Source organism: Streptomyces fulvorobeus (genome assembly GCF_013167895.1).
Lineage (GTDB): Bacteria > Actinomycetota > Actinomycetes > Streptomycetales > Streptomycetaceae > Streptomyces > Streptomyces fulvorobeus.
This window is the reverse complement of sequence record NZ_BLWC01000001.1, coordinates 6249406-6268105: the sequence shown is the minus strand read 5'-3', so window position 1 is coordinate 6268105 and position 18700 is coordinate 6249406. Positions and strand designations below refer to the sequence as shown.

Annotated in this window: 3 protein-coding genes and 2 pseudogenes; all 5 read right to left on the bottom strand. The window is 75.5% G+C overall.

Features of this window, described 5'->3' with window-relative positions:
* Positions 1–5: 5 nt before the first annotated feature.
* Positions 6–2945: a non-ribosomal peptide synthetase gene (locus Sfulv_RS28270; protein ID WP_173317254.1), complete on the bottom strand. Its 2940-nt coding sequence runs from the start codon at positions 2943–2945 to the stop codon at positions 6–8.
* Positions 2945–5314 carry a condensation domain-containing protein gene (locus tag Sfulv_RS30940; protein ID WP_256669167.1) on the bottom strand — a complete coding sequence of 790 codons (2370 nt, stop codon included), beginning with the start codon at positions 5312–5314 and terminating at the stop codon, positions 2945–2947. The genes Sfulv_RS28270 and Sfulv_RS30940 overlap by 1 nt, the downstream gene beginning before the upstream one ends.
* 41 nt (positions 5315–5355) lie before the next feature.
* Entirely contained in the window at positions 5356–7440 is a 2085-nt protein-coding gene (locus Sfulv_RS30935; protein WP_256669166.1) for a condensation domain-containing protein, read from the bottom strand.
* A 254-nt stretch (positions 7441–7694) separates the two neighbouring features.
* Positions 7695–15650 (bottom strand): annotated as a pseudogene (locus tag Sfulv_RS30930) (amino acid adenylation domain-containing protein); the annotation flags it as partial.
* A gap of 84 nt (positions 15651–15734) precedes the next feature.
* Positions 15735–18677: pseudogene (locus Sfulv_RS31755) on the bottom strand (non-ribosomal peptide synthetase); the annotation flags it as partial.
* Positions 18678–18700 lie beyond the last annotated feature (23 nt).

Sequence of the window (18700 nt, the reverse complement as noted above, 5' to 3'; positions counted from 1 at the left end):
TCTCCTCACGGGGGAGCGGGGCGCTCCCCGGCCGGGGCGCCGGCGACGGAGGGCTCCGGCAGCGCGGCCCGGTCGATCTTGCCGTGGGGCGTGACGGGCAGCGCGGGCAGCTCCATCAGGTGCGCGGGGACCATGTAGGGCGGCAGGGTCCGGCGCAGGTGCTCCAGGATCTGCTCGGTGGGCATCGGGGGCGCTGAGGGCGGCGTGCTCTGTGGTCCTTCCGGCTCGGTGGGGACGGCGTAGGCGACCAGTCGGGCGTCGCCGGGCGTGTCCTCCCGCAGCACCACGGCGGCGCGGCGGACCGCGGGGTGGGCCGCCAGCGCCGCCTCCACCTCGCCGGGTTCCACCCGGAAGCCGCGCAGGCTGATCTGGTCGTCCACCCTGCCCAGGTACTCCAGCAGGCCGTCCTCGTTCCAGCGGACGAGGTCACCGGTCCGGTACATCCGCTCCCCGACGGCGTAGGGGCAGGCGACGAAGCGTTCGGCGGTCCTGCCCGGGTCGCGGAGGTAGCCGCGGGCCAGGCCGGCGCCGGCGACGTACAGCTCGCCAGGAACGCCGACCGGCACCGGTGCGAGGCCGGGGCCCAGGACGAACAGGCGGGTGTTCCACAGCGGCCGTCCGATGGGGACCGGCCCGTCGCCGACCGGATCGCGGGGGGCGATGCGGTGCTCGGAGCAGTTCACGGTCGTCTCGGTGGGCCCGTAGACGTTGTAGACGGTGACGTCCGGGTGGTCGGCGCGCCAGCGGCGCAGGTGGCGGCCGGTGAGCTGTTCCCCGCCGAAAGTGATCGCCCCGGTCGGGCTGACCTCGCCCGGCAGTCCTTCGAGGACGGGCAGGTGGCTGGGGGTCACCTTGACGAAGTCGGGGGACGCCTCGCCGGGGCGCAGGACCGGTTCGTCGTCCAGGGAGGCGAGGCGCACCGTGCCGCCGCTGATCAGCGGGACGTACAGGGCGCCGACGGTGAGGTCGAAGGAGACCGGCGAGTGCACCAGGGAGCGTCCGTCGGACGGGTACTGGTCCGAGCCGCGCAGCAGGTAGCCGACGAGGGAGCAGTGGGTGGCGACCACGCCCTTGGGGCGGCCGGTGGACCCGGAGGTGTAGATCGCGTACGCGGCGTTCTGCGGGCCCACGGGCGCGGGGAGTTCACCCGGGTCCAGCGGGCCGCCGGGCAGGACCCGGAGGGCGGCGGCGGTGCTCGGGGCGTCCAGGACCAGCAGCGGGAGCCCGGCCGGCAGCCGGTCGGCCAGGTCGGCGGTGGTGATGGTGAGGACGGGATCGGCCTCCCGCAGCAGCCGGGCCACCCGGTCGGCCGGATGGGTGGGGTCCACCGGGACGTAGGCGGCTCCGGTCTGCCACACCGCGAGCGCGGTCTCGACCAGTTCGGGCGAGCGCGGCAGCACGAGAGCGACGAACTGCTCGGCCCGCGCCCCGTGCTGCGCCAGCAGGCGGGCCAGCCGGCCGGAGCGGTCGGCGAGCCGTGCGTAGTCGAGGGAGCGCTCGGCCGTCTCCACGGCGATCCGGCCGGGGGTGCGGGCGGCCTGCCGGAGGAACAACTCGGTGGCGGTGATGTCCTCGACCTCGCGCGCGGTGTCGTTGTACTTCTCCAGTACCAGGGCGCGTTCGGTGTCGTCGAGGACGTCGAGCCTGCCCAGGGGCAGGTCGGGGGCGGCCAGGAAGGCGTCGACGAGCCGCAGCAGGCGGTCGCGCAGGGCGGCCGCCAGGCGTGGCGTGACCGCGCTGGGCCGGTGGCCCAGGCGAAAGCGCATCGGCGGTCCGGGGGAGGCCAGGAGGCCGAGCGGGTAGTGCATGGCGTCGCGCATCTTGGACGCCACCACGCGCACGCGTCCCGGCGCGTCGGCGGACGGGTCGGAAGGCTCTTCGGCGGAGCCGTCCGGGTAGTTCTCGAACGCCATCACCGAATCGAACAGCTCGCCCCGGCCGGCTTGGCGCTGGATGTCGGCCAGCCGTAGGTGCTGATGGTCCAGGAGCGCGCTCTGCTCGCGCTGCAACCGCCGCAGGAAACCGATCAGGGGTTCGTCGACGGGCATCCGGGCCCGCAGCGGGACCGTGTTGGCGAACAGGCCGATCATGGACTCGACGCCCTCCAGCTCCGGCGGACGACCGGAGACGACCACCCCGTACACCAAGTCCTGACTGCCGGTGGTGCGGGCCAGGGTCAGCGCCCACAGTCCCTGCACGACCGTGTTGAGCGTGAGACCGGCGCCTCGCGCGGCCGCGGTCAGACCGGCGGAGGCCGTCTTCGACAGGGCGAAGTCGAGCCACCTCGGCGCCTCCGCGGCCCGGTCGGCCCGCGGGGCGATGAGGGTGGGGGCCTCCAGGCCGGCCAGAGCCCCGCGCCAGGCGTCCTGCGCGGCCCCGCTGTCGCGGCTCCCCAGCCAGGCGAGGTAGTCCCGGTAGCGGCGCACCGGCGGCAGGGCGGAGGCGTCGCCACCGGTGCGGTAGAGCAGCATGAGCTCGCGCAGCAGCATCGGCATCGACCAACCGTCCAACAGGATGTGGTGGTTGGTGAGCGCGAAACGGTAGCGGTCGTGTGCCATACGCAGCAGCAGGAACCGCACCAGCGGCGGCTTGGAGGGCCGGAAACGGCGCCAGCGGTGCTCCTCAAGCCGTCGGGCCGCCTCCGCGTCCGGGTCGTCGGCCGCGCGCAGGTCGGCCTCCTCCCAGGGAAGTTCGACCTCTCGGGGGACGAACTGCACCGGGTCCTTCAGAGCGCGGGTCGCGAAGCCGGCCCGCAGGTTGTCGTGGCGGCGCAGCAGGGCCTCGGCGGCCGCGCGCAGTGCCGGGACGTCCAGCGGTCCGCGCAGCTCCACCTCGGTCTGGACGGTGTAGACGTCGACGGCCTCGTCCCCGACGTACTCGCTGTGGAAGAGGAGGCCCTCCTGCAGCGGGGAGAGGGGCAGGACGTCCTGTAGGGATCGGCGCATCAGCCGGCCTTCCACTCTGCTTCGAGCTGGTCGAGTTCGGCGTCGGAGAGGTCGACCAGGGGGGCCGGGTCCGACAAGGGCGGGGGGCCGACCGGGGGCGGTTCGGCGGAAGCGAGTTCCTCCAGCTCGCGGAACCAGAGTCCGGCCAGTTCGCGGATCTCCCGCTCCCGGTGGAGCCGGCCGGCCCAGGACCAGGTGGCGATCAGACGCGGGCCCTCGGGCCCCTCGGCGGCGACCGCGGTGACCTCGATCTCGTGGGCCAGGGGAAGCCCGGCGGGCTGGCCGGCGAGCCCGCTGCCCACCGGCGACCAGTCCGGCGTCCGGTCGGCCTCGTTCCGGTCACCGCCCGAACCGCCGAACCGGCCGAGATAGTTGAAGCCGAAGCGCGGCGCGGGCAGGGAGGCGAGCCGTTGCCGTGTGCGCGGGTTGAGGTACCGCAACAGGCCGTAGCCGAGACCGGCGTCCGGCGCCCGGTCCAGGATCGCGCCCAGCGCCCGCAGCGCGCCGGTCCGGTCGTCGTCGGGCCCGGCGGCGGGCACCCGGACCGGGTGGGCGGCGGTGAACCAGCCGACCGTGCGGGAGAGGTCCGCTCCGGGGACGACGTCCTCCTCGCGGCCGTGGCCCTCCAGATCCACCGTGACGCCGTCCGCGGCCTCCGCAGGACGCCAGCGCCGCACGGCGGCGGCGAACGCCCCGAGCAGGACTTCGGTCACCCCCACGCCGAGCGCGGCGGGCACCGGGCCGAGCACGGCGCGGGTGGCGGCGGCCGGGAGGGTGAGGGAATGGGCCTCCTCGGTGCTCCGGTCGTCGAGGGCGGGGTCGAGGCGGCCGGTCTCCCAGGACCGCGCCGACTGCTCCTCCCAGTGGGCGCACCGCTCGGCGCGGCGCGGGTCGGCGGCCAGCTCCGCCAGCTGCCCCGCCCAGATCCGCAGCGGGGTGCCCACCGGGTCGAGCCGGGGTTCCCGGCCCTCGGCGAGGGCCTGCCACGCGCTGCCGAGGTCGGCGGTGAGGATGCGCCAGGAGACGCCGTCCACGACGAGGTGGTGGGCGACGAGCGCGAGGTGTCCCGGCTCCCCCGGTCCCCGGTCGAACCAGACTGCGCGCAGGACGGAGCCCTTTCGCGGGGCGAGCCGGTCTCGGGCCGCGGCGCAGTGCGTCCGGACCAGCCGGTCCAGCTCCTCCTGGCCGGCGCCCGCCGCGTCCACCCGCTCCAGCACGGCGGCCGCGTCCACCGCGCCCGCCTCGGCGATCTCCATCCGCCAGTGACCGTCCTCCGGTTCGGCCCGCATCCGCAGCGCGTCGTGGTGGTCAAGGAGCGCCTGGAGGGCGCCGGTCACGACGGCCACGTCGGCCTCGGCGGGGACGCGCAGCAGCATGGACTGGTTGTATCCGTCGACCGCGCCGCCCAGCTCGGCCAGCCAGGAGCTGATCGGCGTCGGCGCCACCGGCCCGGTCCCCCGGCCACCGAGCACCTCGGCCGCCGGGCCGCCGGGGCGCGAGCGGGCCGCCAGGGCGGCGGGCGTGCGCTGTTCGAAGACGTCGCGGACGGTCATCCGGCCGCCCGCCCCGCGCACCCGGCCGACGAGCTGGATGGAGCCGATGCTGTCGCCGCCGAGAGTGAAGAAGTCGTCGTCGGCCCCGACCTCCGCGACCCCCAGCACCTCGCGGAACGCCTCGCACAGCACGCCTTCCCACGCGTCGCGCGGCGGCCTGCTCCCGTGCGGGGCGTCGGCGGGCGCCGGTGGCTGGGGCAGCGCCCGGTGGTCGAGCTTGCCTCCCGGAGCCAGCGGCAGGGCGTCCAGCCGGACGAACGCGGCGGGGACCATGTACCGGGGCAGCCGGGACGCCAGCGCCTGACGGAGCGCGTCCGGGTCGAACCGCTCCGGCGGGGCCGCGACGTAGGCGATGAGGCGTTCGCCGCGCAGGACGACGGCGGCCTGGCTGATCTCCGGGCGGTCGAGCAGGGCGGTCTCGATCTCGCCCGGTTCGACGCGGAAGCCGCGCACCTTCACCTGGTCGTCGCGGCGGCCGAGGTACTCCAGGTTCCCGTCGGTCCGCCAGCGGGCGAGGTCGCCGGTGCGGTACATCCGCTCCCCCGGCCCCCCGAACGGGCAGGCCACGAACCGCTCGGCGGTCAGCCCCGGCCGGCCCAGATAGCCGCGGGCCACCCCGACGCCGCTGACGTACAGCTCGCCGGGGACGTTGGCGGGCGCCGGGCGCAGGCGTTCGTCCAGGACGAACAGCCGGTGTCCCGCGAGGGGGCGTCCGATCGGCACGATGTCGGGGGGCGGTGCGTCGCCCGGTTCCAGGACGAAGTCCGCGCAGCTCACGGTGGCTTCGGTGGGGCCGTAGTCGTTGTAGACGCGCATGTCCGGGTGGGCCTGGCGCAGCCGGGCCAGTCGGGCCGCGGTCAGTTGTTCGCCCCGACGACCAGGTCGGCCGCGGGGACCGCCCAGGAGGCGATCGTGTCCAGGAAGGCGAGGTGGGAGGGGGTGACCTTGAGCAGGTCGGGGCGGGCCGGGGCGTCCTGCTCCGGCGTGTCCAGGTCCGCCACCACGATGCAGCCGCCGGCGATCAGCGGGGTGAACAGGGTGGTCACCGTGAGGTCGAAGGCCGGGGAGCCGTGCAGCAGCGCGGTTCCGGCGGCTCCGCGGTACCGGGCGGCCGAGCGGACCAGGAAGGCGATGAGGGAGCGCTGTTCGACCACGACGCCCTTGGGCCTGCCGGTGGACCCGGAGGTGTAGACGACGTAGGCCGGGTCGTGGCTCGCGGCCGGTGCGCGGCGGTCGGCGTCGGTGCAGTCGCCGCCGTCGAGCCCGGCGAGGGCCGCCTCGGTGGCCGGGGCGTCGAGGCGAACCACGGGGCCGGCTCCGGCCGGGAGGACGTCCTGTGTCCCGGTGACGGTGAGGACGAGCACCGGGCGGGCGTCGTCCAGCATGTGAGCGATCCGCTCGGCGGGCAGCTCGGTGTCCAGGGGGACGTAGGCGGCTCCCGCCTTCTGGACAGCCACCAGGGCGGTGATCAGCTCGGGGCCGCGCGGCAGCAGGACGGCGACGGTGTCCTCGGGGCCCGCTCCACGAGCGGCGAGGAGCCGGGCCAGCCGGTTGGCCCGGTCGTTCAGGTCGGCGTAGGACACCTCCCGGCCGCCGTCGCGGACGGCGGGGGTGTCCGGGGTGCGGGCGACCTGCGCCTCGAACAGGTCCGGGAAGCGGGCGCCGTCCACGGGCGCGGCGACCGGTCCGGGGTCGGGCTCGCTCCACGCGCCCTCCAGGAGCGAGCGTTCGCCCGGCAGCAGTATGTCGATCTCGTCGAGCGCGGCGCCGGGCGCGGCCACCGCGGCCTCGAGGAACCGGCCGAACCGCTCCACCAGGCGCTCGGCGGTCCCGCGGTCGAACAGGTCGGTGCTGTACTCGAGCACCCCGCGCAGTCCGGCGGGGCCGCCGTCGTGGGCGCGGGTCTCGGTGAGCGCGAAGGTGAGGTCGAACTTGGCCGTGGTGACGCCGAGCCGCTGCCCGCCCACGGTCAGCCCGTCCAGTTCCGGTGCGGCTTCGCGTGCTCGGGCCGTCTCGGCCGTGTCGTAGTTCAGCGAGACCTGGAAGAGCGGGTGGCGGGCCAGCGAGCGTTCCGGATCGCGGATCTCCACCAGGCGTTCGAAGGGGAGGTCCTGGTGCGCGTAGGCCGCCAGGTCGGTGGCCCGTACCCGCTCCAGCAACTCCCCGAAACTCGGGTCGCCCGAGGTGTCCGTACGCAGCACCAGCGTGTTCACGAAGAACCCCACCAGGTCCTCCAAGGCGTCATCGACACGCCCGGCCACCGGCGAACCGATCGGCACGTCCGTCCCCGCCCCCAACCGCGTGAGCAACGCCGCCAACGCCGCGTGCACCACCATGAACGGCGTCGCCCGGAACTCCCGCGCCAACTCCACCACCCGCCCGTGCACCCACGGCGGGATCGAGAGGGGCACGCTGTCGCCCCGGTGCGAGGGGACGGCGGGGCGGGGCCGGTCGGCGGGCAGCGCCAGCTCCTCGGGGGAGCCGGCCAGCGCGCTTTGCCAGTAGGCGAGTTGGGCGGACAGTTCGCTGTCGTCCTCCCGCTCGTCCCCCAGCCGGGCCTGCTGCCACAGGGCGTAGTCGGTGTAGGCGACCGGCAGCGGCGGCAGGGCCGGGGCCCGGCCGGCGTGGCGGGCTGCGTAGGCCGCGGCCAGATCGGCGGTCAGCGGCCGCTGCGACCAGGCGTCGGTGGCGATGTGGTGCATGACCAGAAGCAGGGTGTGCTCGTCGGGCGCCGTGGCGAACAGGTGGGCCCGCAGCGGGGGTTCGGCGTCCAGCCGGAACGCGTGGTCGGCCGCTTCCCGCAGCAGGCGGGGGAGTTCGTCCTCGTCGGTCCGGACGGGCCCGGTGAGCGGGGCGGGGCGGTCGGCGGGCAGGACGACCTGGTGCGGGCCGTGCTCGTCCTCGGCGAAGACGGTGCGCAGGCTCTCGTGCCGGGCGACCACGTCCCCAGCGCGGCCCGCAGCGCCGCCACGTCCAGCGGACCGGTCAGCCGCAACGCCAGCGGGACGTTGTACGTGGCGCTGGACCCCTCCAGTTGCTGGACGAACCACAGGCGGCGCTGGGCGTAGGAGAGCGGCAGCCGCTCGGGGCGCGGGTCGGCGGGGCGCAGCCGGGGTCCGGCCTCGCCGGCCGCAGAGAGCGCGGTGGCGAGGCCGGCCACGGTCGGTGTCTCGAAGACCTCGCGGACCCCCAGTTCGACGCCGAGGGTGCTGCGGACGCGGGCGACGAGCCGGGTGGCGAGCAGGGAGTGGCCGCCCAGGGCGAAGAAGTCGTCGTCCACGCCGATCCCGGACGCGCCCAGCACCTCGGCGAAGAGCCCGCACAGCATCTCCTCGCGGGGCCCGCGCGGTGCCCGGCCGGGACCCCGGCCGGTTGTCGCCTCGGGCGCGGGGAGCGCGGCCCGGTCCAGCTTGCCGTTCGCGGTCAGCGGCAGGCCGCCGTCCAGCACCATCAGGGCCGAGGGGACCATGTACTCGGGCAGCACCGCCCGTACGGCGGCGAACACGGCCTTCTCGTCGAGTACGCCGGTCCCGCCGGCCGGTACCAGATAGCCGACCAGGCGGGCGGAGCCGGCGGGGTCGGGGCGCACGGCCGCGGCGGCCCGGCCGACGCCGGGGGCCTGGGCCAGGGCCCTTTCGACCTCGCCCAGTTCGATCCTGAACCCGCGGACCTTGACCTGGTCGTCGGTCCTGCCCAGGTGTTCCAGGCTTCCGTCGGGCCGCCAGCGGGCGAGGTCGCCGGTGCGGTACATCCGCTCCCCCGGCCCCCCGAACGGGCAGGCCACGAACCGCTCGGCGGTCAGCCCCGGCCGGCCCAGATAGCCCCGGGCCAGCCCGGCCCCGGCCAGGTACAGCTCGCCCTGCACTCCGTCGGGCACGGGCCGCAGCGCGGCGTCCAGCACGTAGGCGGCGGTGCGGGCGATCGGCGCCCCGGTCGGCACGGCGCCGCGGTGCGCCTCCAGGGTCTCGGCGGTGATGTGCGCGGCGGTGGACCAGACGGTGGTCTCCGTCGGTCCGTACAGGTTGAGCAGGCGATCGCCCGACGGCGCGCGGCCGGGTTCCAGGAGGGCGCGGGCCAGGGCGGGCGGCAGCGCCTCGCCGCCCACCAGCACGCGCAGGGCGGTGAGGTCGAGGTCGCCGTCCACGGCCATGGCGTGCCACCAGCCGGGGGTGGCCTGGATCACCGTCACGCCCTCGCGGGCACACAGGGACCGCACGGCCGCGGGGTCGCGCTGGGTGGTGGCGTCGGCCAGGACGACCGTGCCGCCGGTGAGCAGCGGGGCGAAGATCTCCAGGACGGCGATGTCGAAGGAGACCGTGGTGACCGCCAGCAGCCGGTCCTCGGGTCCCAGTTCCAGCCGTTCGGTCATGTCGGCGAGGAAGTTCGCCACGGCCGACCGGGTCACCATGACGCCCTTGGGGCGGCCGGTGGAGCCGGAGGTGTAGATGGTGTACGCCAGCTCCTCCCCCAGGTCCCGCGCCCACGTGCCTTCGGCCGGTGCGGTGCGGGGGGCGGCGGCCAGCGTTGCGGCGGTGGCCGGGTCGTCCAGGACGAGGAGCGGGGCGGGCACCGGCGGGAGGCCGCCCGCGAGGTCGGTGGTGGTGATGACGCAACCGGGCGCGGAGTCGGTGAGGATGTCCGCCAGGCGGTTCTTGGGGTGGTCGGGGTCCAGCGGCAGGTAGTGCAGGCCCGCCTTCCAGACGGCGAGAAGAGCCACCGGAAGCAGTGCGCCACGCGGCAGGGCTACGGCGACGGGTCCGCCGCGCCCGCCGGCGCTCCGGGACAGCAGTGCGGCGAGCCGGTCGGCCCGTGCGTCGAGTTCGGCGTAGTCGATCCGCTCCCCGTCCGCGACCAGGGCTGTGGAGCGGGGAGTCCTGGCGGCCTGGGCCTCGAAGCGCCGCAGCGGGGAGGCGTCGGGCAGGGCGCGGGCGGTGTCGTTGCGCCGGACGAGGACGTCGTGCAGCTCGGCCTCGCTCAGGACGGGAATGCGGCTCAGCGGGGTGCGGGGCTCCGCGACCGCCGTTTCGAGCAGCCGGAGGTAGCGCTCGACCATCTTCCGGGCCGTGCTCTCGTCGTACAGGTCGGCGCTGTACTCCAGCACGCCCCGCATCCCGGCCGCCGTGCCGTCGGCCGCCCGGTCCTCGTTGAAGGACAGCGACAGGTCGAACTTGGCCGCCGCGATCTCCACCGTCTCGGGCCGCACCAGGACGTCCGAGGCCCGGTCGGCGGGTCCTTCGTCGGGCGCCGCGCCGTTGTTGAAGGCCAGCAGGACCTGGAAGAGCGGGTGGCGGACCAGGGAGCGCGCCGGGTTGAGCACTTCCACCAGGCGTTCGAAGGGGAGGTCCTGGTGCGCGTAGGCCGCCAGGTCGGTGGCCCGTACCCGCTCCAGCAACTCCCCGAAACTCGGGTCGCCCGAGGTGTCCGTACGCAGCACCAGCGTGTTCACGAAGAACCCCACCAGGTCCTCCAGGGCGTCATCGACACGCCCGGCCACCGGCGAACCGATCGGCACGTCCGTCCCCGCCCCCAACCGCGTGAGCAACGCCGCCAACGCCGCGTGCACCACCATGAACGGCGTCGCCCGGAACTCCCGCGCCAACTCCACCACCCGCCCGTGCACCCACGGCGGAACGGTGAAGGCGACGCGGCCGCCCCGGTGCGAGGGGACGGCGGGGCGGGGCCGGTCGGCGGCCGGCGCCGCCTCCTGCGGCAGTCCGCCCAGGGTCTGGCGCCAGTAGCGCAGTTGCGCGGCGATCGGGCTGTCCGGGTCGTCCTCGGAGCCCAGCTCCTCGTGCTGCCACAGGGTGTAGTCGGCGTACTGCACGGGCAGTTCGGGCAGGGCCGGGGAGGCGCCGCGGCGCCGGGCCGCGTAGGCGGACGCCAGGTCGCGCACCAGGGGGCGGACCGACCAGCCGTCCATCGCGATGTGGTGGACGGCCAGCAGCAGGACGTGGGTGCGTTCGTCGAGGACGAAGAGGCGGGCGTGGACCGGCGGCGCCTGGGCGAGGTCGAAGGGGCGGGCGGCCTCGGCCTCCAGGCCGGCCCGCAGGGCGTCCTCGGTGGTGGGGACCGCCTTCAGGCCGGGCTCGGCGGCCCGGGGCGCGAGGACGATCTGGTGCGGGCCGTGCTCGTCCTCGGCGAAGACGGTGCGCAGGCTCTCGTGCCGGGCGACCACGTCCCCCAGCGCGGTCCGCAGCGCCGCCACGTCCAGCGGACCGGTCAGCCGCAACGCCAGCGGGATGGTGTAGGTGGCGCTCGGCCCCTCGATCTGGTGGAGGAACCACAAGCGGCGCTGGGCGTAGGAGAGCGGCAGCCGCTCGGGGCGCGGGTCGGCGGGGCGCACCGCGCCGGGACCGCGTCCCGGCCCGTCGAGGTGGGCGGCCAGCTGGGCCACCGTGGGGGCCTCGAAGAGCGCGTCGATGGCCACGTCCACGTCGAGCAGGGCCCTGATTCGGCTGATCACGACGATGGCCAGCAGGGAGTGGCCGCCCAGGGCGAAGAAGTCGTCGTCCACGCCGACCGCGGGCACGCCCAGCACGTCGGCGAAGAGCCCGCACAGGATCTCCTCGCGCGGGCTGCGCGGCGCCCGGCCCGCGGTGCGGGCCGGTCTGGCCTCCGGCGCCGGCAGTGCGCTCCGGTCGATCTTGCCGTTCACCGTCAGCGGCAGCCCGCCCTCCAGCACCACCAGCGCCGAGGGGACCATGTACTCGGGCAGCACCGCCCGTACCGCGTCCGACACCGCCTCCTCGTCGAGCGTGCCGTTTCCGGCGGCCGGTACGAGGTAGCCGACCAGGCGCTGGTCGCCCGGCTGGTCCTCGCGCAGCACCACCACCGCGCTGCCGACGGAGGGGCAGCCCTCCAGGGCGCGGGCGACCTCCGCGGTCTCGATGCGGAACCCGCGCAGTTTGACCTGGTCGTCGCTTCGGCCGACGTACTCCAGTTGGCCGTCGGACCGCCAGCGGACGAGGTCGCCGGTGCGGTACATCCGCTCCCCCGGCCCCCCGAACGGGCAGGCCACGAACCGCTCGGCGGTCAGCCCCGGCCGGCCCAGATAGCCGCGGGCCACCCCCGTGCCGGAGACGTACAGCTCGCCGACCGCGCCCCCGGCGGGGACCGGGCGCAGGCCGGGGCCGAGCACGTGGACCCGCACCCCGGCGAACGGGCGGCCGATGGGCACCGGTCCGTCGCCGACCAGTTCTCCCTTGGGCAGCCGGTACTCGGTGCAGTTGACCGTGAGTTCCGTCGGCCCGTAGGCGTTGACGACCTGGACGGCGGGGTGGAGTTCGAGCCAGGGGCGCAGCCGTCTGCCGGTCAGCGCCTCGCCGCCGAGGATCAGGGTGCCCCCGTCCGTCAGGACTCCGGGCAGCTCGCTCAGCAGGGGCAGGTGAGAGGGCGTCGCCTTGACCAGGGTGGCCCCGGCGGCCCGGGCGGACTCGTCGAGTTCGCCCAGGCGCACGGCACCGCCGGCGGCGAGCGGGGTGAGCAGGGTGGTGACGGTGAGGTCGAAGGCGAGCGAGGTGTGGGCAAGGGAGGTCCCGGCCGCATCGGGGTAGCGGCGGCGCGCGCCGCCGACGTACGCGCCCAGGGCGCCGTGGTCGATCACCACGCCCTTGGGGCGGCCGGTGGACCCGGAGGTGTAGAGCGCGTACGCGGCTCCGCCGGGCGTCAGGGGGCGTATCCGCTCGGCGTCGCTCAATGCCTGGGCCCCTCGTGTGGCGAGGGCGGCCGGGTCCACGGGGAGCACCGCCGTCCCGATCTCCCGGGCGGCCCCGTTCCGGGCGCCCGTCGGGGCCACCACGAGCGCGGGACGGCAGTCCTCCAGGACCGTGCGGAGGCGTTCGGTCGGCCACTGCTCGTCCAGGGGGACGTAGGCGGCGCCCGACTTGAGGACGCCGAGCAGGACGGGGAGCACCTCGGGGCGGCGGGGGGCCAGCACGCCGACGTAGACGTCGGCGCCGCCGACGGCTTCGGCGCGGTCGGCCAGCCACCGGGCGACGCCGTTCGCCTGCCGGTCCAGCTCGGCGTAGGTGAGGGTGCCGTCGGGCGAGATGACCGCCGGGGCGTCGGGGGTGCGGGCGGCCTGCTCCTCGAACAGCTCCACGTAGGTGCGCGGGGCGCCCTCCGGTGCGGCGCCGGTGCCCCACTCAAGGAGGCGGGCGCGCTCCTCGGCCCCGAGCAGGTCGAGCGTGCCGGCGGGGGCGAAGGGGCGGTCGACGGCCTCGGTCAGGGCGGCGATCACCCTCTCGCCCAGGGAGCGGGCCCAGTCCTCGCCGAAGAGGTCGGGGCGGTAGTCGATGCGGACGGTCAGCTCGGTCCCGCGCATGGCCCCGACCAGGGTGAGCGGGTAGTGGTTGCGGCTGTAACTGGCCGTGCCAGACGCGCGGAAGGGCACCTGCCGGGCGGTGATCTCCGCCGGGTAGTTCTCGAACACCATGGTGGTGTCGAAGAGTGCGGGCAGGCCGCTCCAGCGGTGCAGGGTGGTGAGCGGGACGTGCTGGTGCTCCAGGAGTTCGAGCTGTTCCTTCTCCAGCCGCCGGACCAGTTCCATGAGGGGTTCGGCCGGGCGGAGGCGTACGCGGAGCGGGATCTTGTTCACCAGCATGCCGACCAGATCCTCGGCGCCGGAGAGTTCCGCCGGGCGGCCGGAGACGGTGATGCCGAAGGTGACGTCCGAGCGGCCGGTCTCCTGGGCGAGTACGAGCGCCCAGACGGCCTGGACGACGGAGTTGAGGGTGACCCCGGCCTCGCGGGCGCGGGTCCGCAGTCGTGCGGAGACCTCCTCGGGCAGGTTCAGCCGCACCGACTCGGGGACTTCTCCGACGCGCGGTGCGCCGGGGGCGAGCAGGGTCGGCCCGTCCGTGTCCGCCAGCGCCCGCGTCCACGCCTCGCGCGCCGCCTCGAGGTCGCGTCCGGCCAGCCAGTCGGCGTGGAGGCGGTGACCGGGGGCCGGGGGCAGCGGGGCGCCCTCGTAGAGCGCGAGCAGTTCGCGCAGCAGGATGGGGATGGACCAGCCGTCCACGATCGTGTGGTGGGTGGTGATCACGAACTGGTACTGCTCGGGGGCGGTGCGGGCCAGGAGGAAGCGGACGAGCGGCGGACGGGTGAGGTCGAACCGCTCGGTGCGTTCGGCCGCGGCCAGCTCCTCCAGCCGCCGCTGGGCGGACCCGGCGTCCGCGGGCCCGCCGTGCGGGTCGAGCAGGTCGTGGAAGCGCCACGGCAGCTCCACCGAACGGGCCACGGCCTGCACCCACGCGCCCGATTCCCGTTGGTGGAAGCCCGTCCGCAGGCTGGTGTGGCGGGCGAGCAGCGCGGCCGCGGCCGTCCGCAGGGCGTCCTGGTCGATCTCGCCGTCCAGGCGGAAGGCGAGCTGCCCGACGTAGACGTCCAGGGTGCGCCGGTCGTACACGCTGTGGAAGAGCAGGCCCTCCTGGAGGGGGGCGACCGGCAGGACGTCCTCGAGGGCGGTGCCGCAGCGGCGTTCGAGCTGTTCGATCTCCGCCTGGCCGAGGCCGGGGACGGCCACGTCGGAGGGGGTGAGGCCGCCCGCTCCGGCGGCGATGGCGTGGCCGACGACTGCGTGCAGCGCCAGCGACCAGGACCGCGTGAGGCGGCGCATCTCCTCCTCGGTCAGCAGGCCGGTGGCGTAGGTCCACCGGGTGATCAGCCGGGGCCCGTCCGGGCCCTCGGCCGTGACCACGTTGACCTCGATCTCGTGGTCGAGCGGGGTGTCCGGGTGGTGGCCCGCGGGGCCGCTGCCGAGCAGCGGCCAACCGTCCTCGCCCGCGCCCTGCTCGGCGGCGAACCGGCCGAGGTAGTTGAAGCCGAAGCGCGCTCGAGCGAGGCCGCGGAGGGAGGGGGCGGTGTCGGGGTTCAGGTGGCGCAGCAGGCCGTATCCGAGCCCTCCGTCGGGGACGGCGCGCAGTTGCTCCTTGATCCGCTTGATCGCGTCGCCGACGGCCGGGGCGCACGCGGAGAGGTCGGTGGGAGCGACCTTCCCGGCGGCGAGCCGCACCGGGTGGACGGTGGTGAACCAGCCGACGGTGCGGGACAGGTCGGCCCCCGGAACGAGCTCCTCGGTCCGGCCGTGGCCCTCCAGGTCCACCAGGACCGGTTCGTTCTCCTCGCCCCGCCAGTGGGCGACGGCGAGGGCGAAGGCGGTCAGCAGCAGGTCGTTGACCCCGGCGCGGAAGGCCGCCGGGGCGGGGCCCAGCAGGGCGGTGGTGAGGGATGCGGGCAGTTCGCCGCCGAGGACGGCGGAGGTGGCCGCGGTGTCCCGGGCCGCGTCCAGCGGGCGGCTGCCGGGTGCGGGGCCGTCGTCGGCGAGCGTGGCCGTCCAGTGGTCGAGCTGGGCGGTGACGGCCGGGTCGATGGCCCGTTCGGTGAGCCGGGTCGCCCAGGTGCGCAGCGAGGTGCCCGTACGGGGGAGTTCGGGGTGGCGGCCGGCGCGCAGGGCCCGCCATGCCTCGCGGAGGTCGCCGAGCAGGATGCGCCAGGAGACGCCGTCGACGGCGAGGTGGTGGATCACCAGCACGAGCCGCCCCGGCTCGTCGCCACGGTCGAACCAGACGGCGGCGACGAGGGCGCCGGCGAGGGGGTCGAGGGACGCGCGGGCGGTGACGGCCTCGGCGGCCTGCGCCTGTGCCAGTTCCTCGTCGGACATCCCGGTCGCGTCGATCCGGCGCAGGCACCGCTCGGCCGCGACCGTGCCGGCCTTCTCCACCCGCAGGTCCCACAGGCGGCCGGGGTCGGCCGCGGGGGCGGCGTGGATGCGCAGCGCGTCGTGCCGGTCAAGCAGGGCCTGGAGCGCGTCGCGTACGTCGTCGGGTGCGGCGTCCGGTGGGGAGGCGAGGACGACCGACTGGTTGTATCCGTGGACCGGCCCGCCGGCCGCGAGGGACTCGAGGACCACGGGGAGCGGCGGCAGCGGTCCGACGGCGAGGGCGGGGTCCTCGTCGCGTGCGGCGTCGGTCCGGCGGGCGGCGGTGGCCAGGGCCGCGGGGGTCCGCAGCTCGAAGACCTGCCGGACGGTGAACTCCAGGCCGGCCCGGCGGGCGCTGCCGACCAGCTGGATGGAGAGGATGCTGTCGCCGCCCCGGGCGAAGAAGTCGTCGTCGATGCCGACGCTCCCGGCGCCGAGGACGTCCGCGAACAGCGCGCACAGCTCGCGTTCCAGGGCGGTGCGCGGTCGCCGGCCGGCGGGGAAGTCCGCGGGGCCGGGGGCGGGGAGCGCGGACCGGTCCAGTTTGCCGCTGGCGTTGACGGGCAGTTCCCCGACGCGTACCAGCGCGGACGGCACCAGGTGGTCGGGCAGCCGGTCACGCAGGCGTGCCAGCACCTCGGCGGGACGGAGCAGGTCGTCGTCGGCGCCGGGGGCCCCGACGACGTACCCCACCAGTCTGCGGGTTCCGGGGGTGTCCTCGCGGACGGTCACGGCGGCGCTCGCGACGCCCTGCAGCTCCCGCAGGGCGGCCTCCACCTCGCCGGGCTCGATGCGGAACCCGCGGATCTTGACCTGTTCGTCGCCGCGGCCGACGTAGACCAGATGGCCGTCTGGGAGCCACCGGGCCAGGTCGCCGGTGCGGTACATCCGCTCCCCCGGCCCGCCGAACGGGCAGGCCACGAACCGCTCGGCGGTCAGGGCGTGCTGCCCCAGATAGCCGCGGGCGACTCCGGGCCCGGCGATGTACAGCTCGCCCAGCACACCGGGCGGGACCGGCTGCAGTCCGGCGTCCAGGACGTAGGCCCGCCAGCGGGGCACGGGCCGGCCGATCGTGCCGGCGGGCAGGTCGCCCAGTGCGGTCACCACGGCGTCGACGGCGGTCTCGGTGGGGCCGTAGGTGTTCATCGCGGTCACGCGGGGGGCGGCCGCCCGCAGGCGCCCCCACAGCTCGCCGTCCATCGCCTCGCCGCCCAGCGCGATCAGGGAAGGGCAGGGGGCGCCCTCCTCCAGCAGCCCGGCGTCGAGCAGGCTGCGGAAGTAGGTGGGGGTGAGGTCGACGTAGTCGACGCGGCGGTCGCGGAAGTAGGCCACCACTCCCGGCGGGTCGAACCGCAGGTCCTCGTCGATCATGTGCAGTTCGTGACCGGCGACCATCGCGAGCAGCGGGTCCCACGAGGCGTCGAAGGAGAAGGAGGAGACGTGGGCGGCGCGGCCGGGGCCGCCGGCGGAGGGGCGGATGCGGGAGAAGGTGACCCGGCGGTGCGCCTGGAACAGCCTCGTCAGGGCCCGGTGGTCCACCACGACCCCCTTGGGCCGGCCGGTGGAGCCCGAGGTGTGGATGACGTATGCCGCGTGGCCGGGCAGGAGGGGCGCGGTGCGGTCGGCGTCGGTGACCGGACCCGGTTCCTGGGCGTCGATCGCGGCCCGGGTGCTCGGGTCGTCCAGGACGAGGACGGGGGCGGCGAGTTCGGCGACCGCGGCCTCGGTGGCGTGCTCGGCGAGGACGAGGAGGGGGGCGACGTCGCGTTCGACGGCGGCCAGGCGCTCGTGCGGGGAGCGCGGGTCCAGCGGTACGTAGGTCGCGCCGCTGCGCAGCACCGCGAGCACCGTCGTCGGCCACAGGGCGCCGCGGTCCAGGCAGACGGCGACGCGGACCTCGGGGCCGGCGCCTCGGGAGATCAGCAGCCGGGCCAGCCGGGAGACCCGGGCGTCGGCCTCGGCGAAGGTGAGCGCGACCTGGCCGCCGACGACGGCCAGGGCCTCGGGGGTGGCGGCCGCCTGGCGGGCGAAGGTGTCGCAGACCGGCTCCATGCCTTCGTCGGCCGCACCGGCCGGGGGCTCGGCTGCTGCGGACTCGACGGCTCTGGGCCCGGCGGTTGCGGACCCGGCGGTTACGGACCCGGCGGCTGCGGGCTCGACGGCGAACTCCCGCAGCACGCGCTGCCGCTCGTCGGCGGAGAGCAGGTCGATCGAGAGCAGCCGCGCCGCGGGGTCGGCCGTCCCGGCCTCCAGGAGGCGGACGAGGCGTTCCTCCAACCTGCGGACGGTGGCGGCGTCGAAGACGTCGGTGGAGTACTCGACGGTGCCGGCGATGCCGTCCGGGCGGCCGTCGGGGCCGCGCTTCTCCAGGAGGTCCAAGGACAGGTCGAACTTGGCCGCCCGCCACCCCGTGTCCAGGGGTGCCATCTCCAGACCGTCCAGGAGGGCCGTGTGCGCGACGGCGTGCTGGAGGCTCAGGCTCACCTGGAAGAGCGGGTGGCGGGCCAGGGAGCGCTCAGGGGCGAGCACCTCCACCAGCCGCTCGAACGGCACGTCCTGGTGGGCGTAGGCGTCCAGGGCGGTGGCGCGGGCCCGTTCGACCAGTTCGCCGAAGGTCGGGTTGCCCGAGGTGTCGGTGCGCAGCACCAGGGTGTTGACGAAGAAGCCGATCAGCCCCTCCAGCGCCTCGTCGGTCCGTCCGGCCACCGGGGTGCCCAGGGGGATGTCCGTACCCGCGCCGAGCCGGGACAGCAGGCCGGACAGGGCCGCCTGCACCACCATGAAGGTGCTCGCGCCGTGGCGGGCGGCGAGCGCGGCGATCCGCTCGTGCGTCCCGGGCGGCAGGGTGAAGGGCACGGTGTCGCCGCGGTGGCCGGCGATCGGCGGGCGGGGACGGTCCAGGGGCAGCTCGATGGCGTCCGGCAGGCCCGCGAGCCGCTGCTTCCAGTACGCCGTCTGGCGGCTGAGCAGGCTCTCGGGGTCGTCATCCGAGCCGAGGAGTTCTCGCTGCCAGAGGGTGTAGTCGCCGTACTGGACGGGGAGTTCCTCCCAGCGCGGGGCGTGCCCGGCGCCGCGGGCGGCGTAGGCGGTGGCGAGGTCGCGTGCGAGCGGGGTGCGCGACCAGCCGTCGCTGGCGATGTGGTGGATCACCAGGCAGAGCACGTGCTCTCGCTCGCCGAGCGTGAACAGCTTCGCCCTGATCGGGACTTCGCGGGCCAGGTCGAAGGCGTGGCCGGCCTCGTGGGCCAGGGCGGCGGGCAGCTCGTCCTCGGTGGACCGGGTGACGGCCAGCTCGACGGCGGTCTCGGCGGCGGGCAGGACGTGCTGCCGGGCGCCGTCGCCGGTGTCGGGAAAGACGGTGCGGAGCGTCTCGTGGCGCCGTAAGACGTCGTGCAGGGCTTCGCTCAGCGCGGGGACGTCCAGCGCGCCGGTCATCCGCAGCGCCGTGGGGATGTTGTACGTGGAGCTGGGGCCGTCCATCGTGTGGAGGAACCACAGCCGCT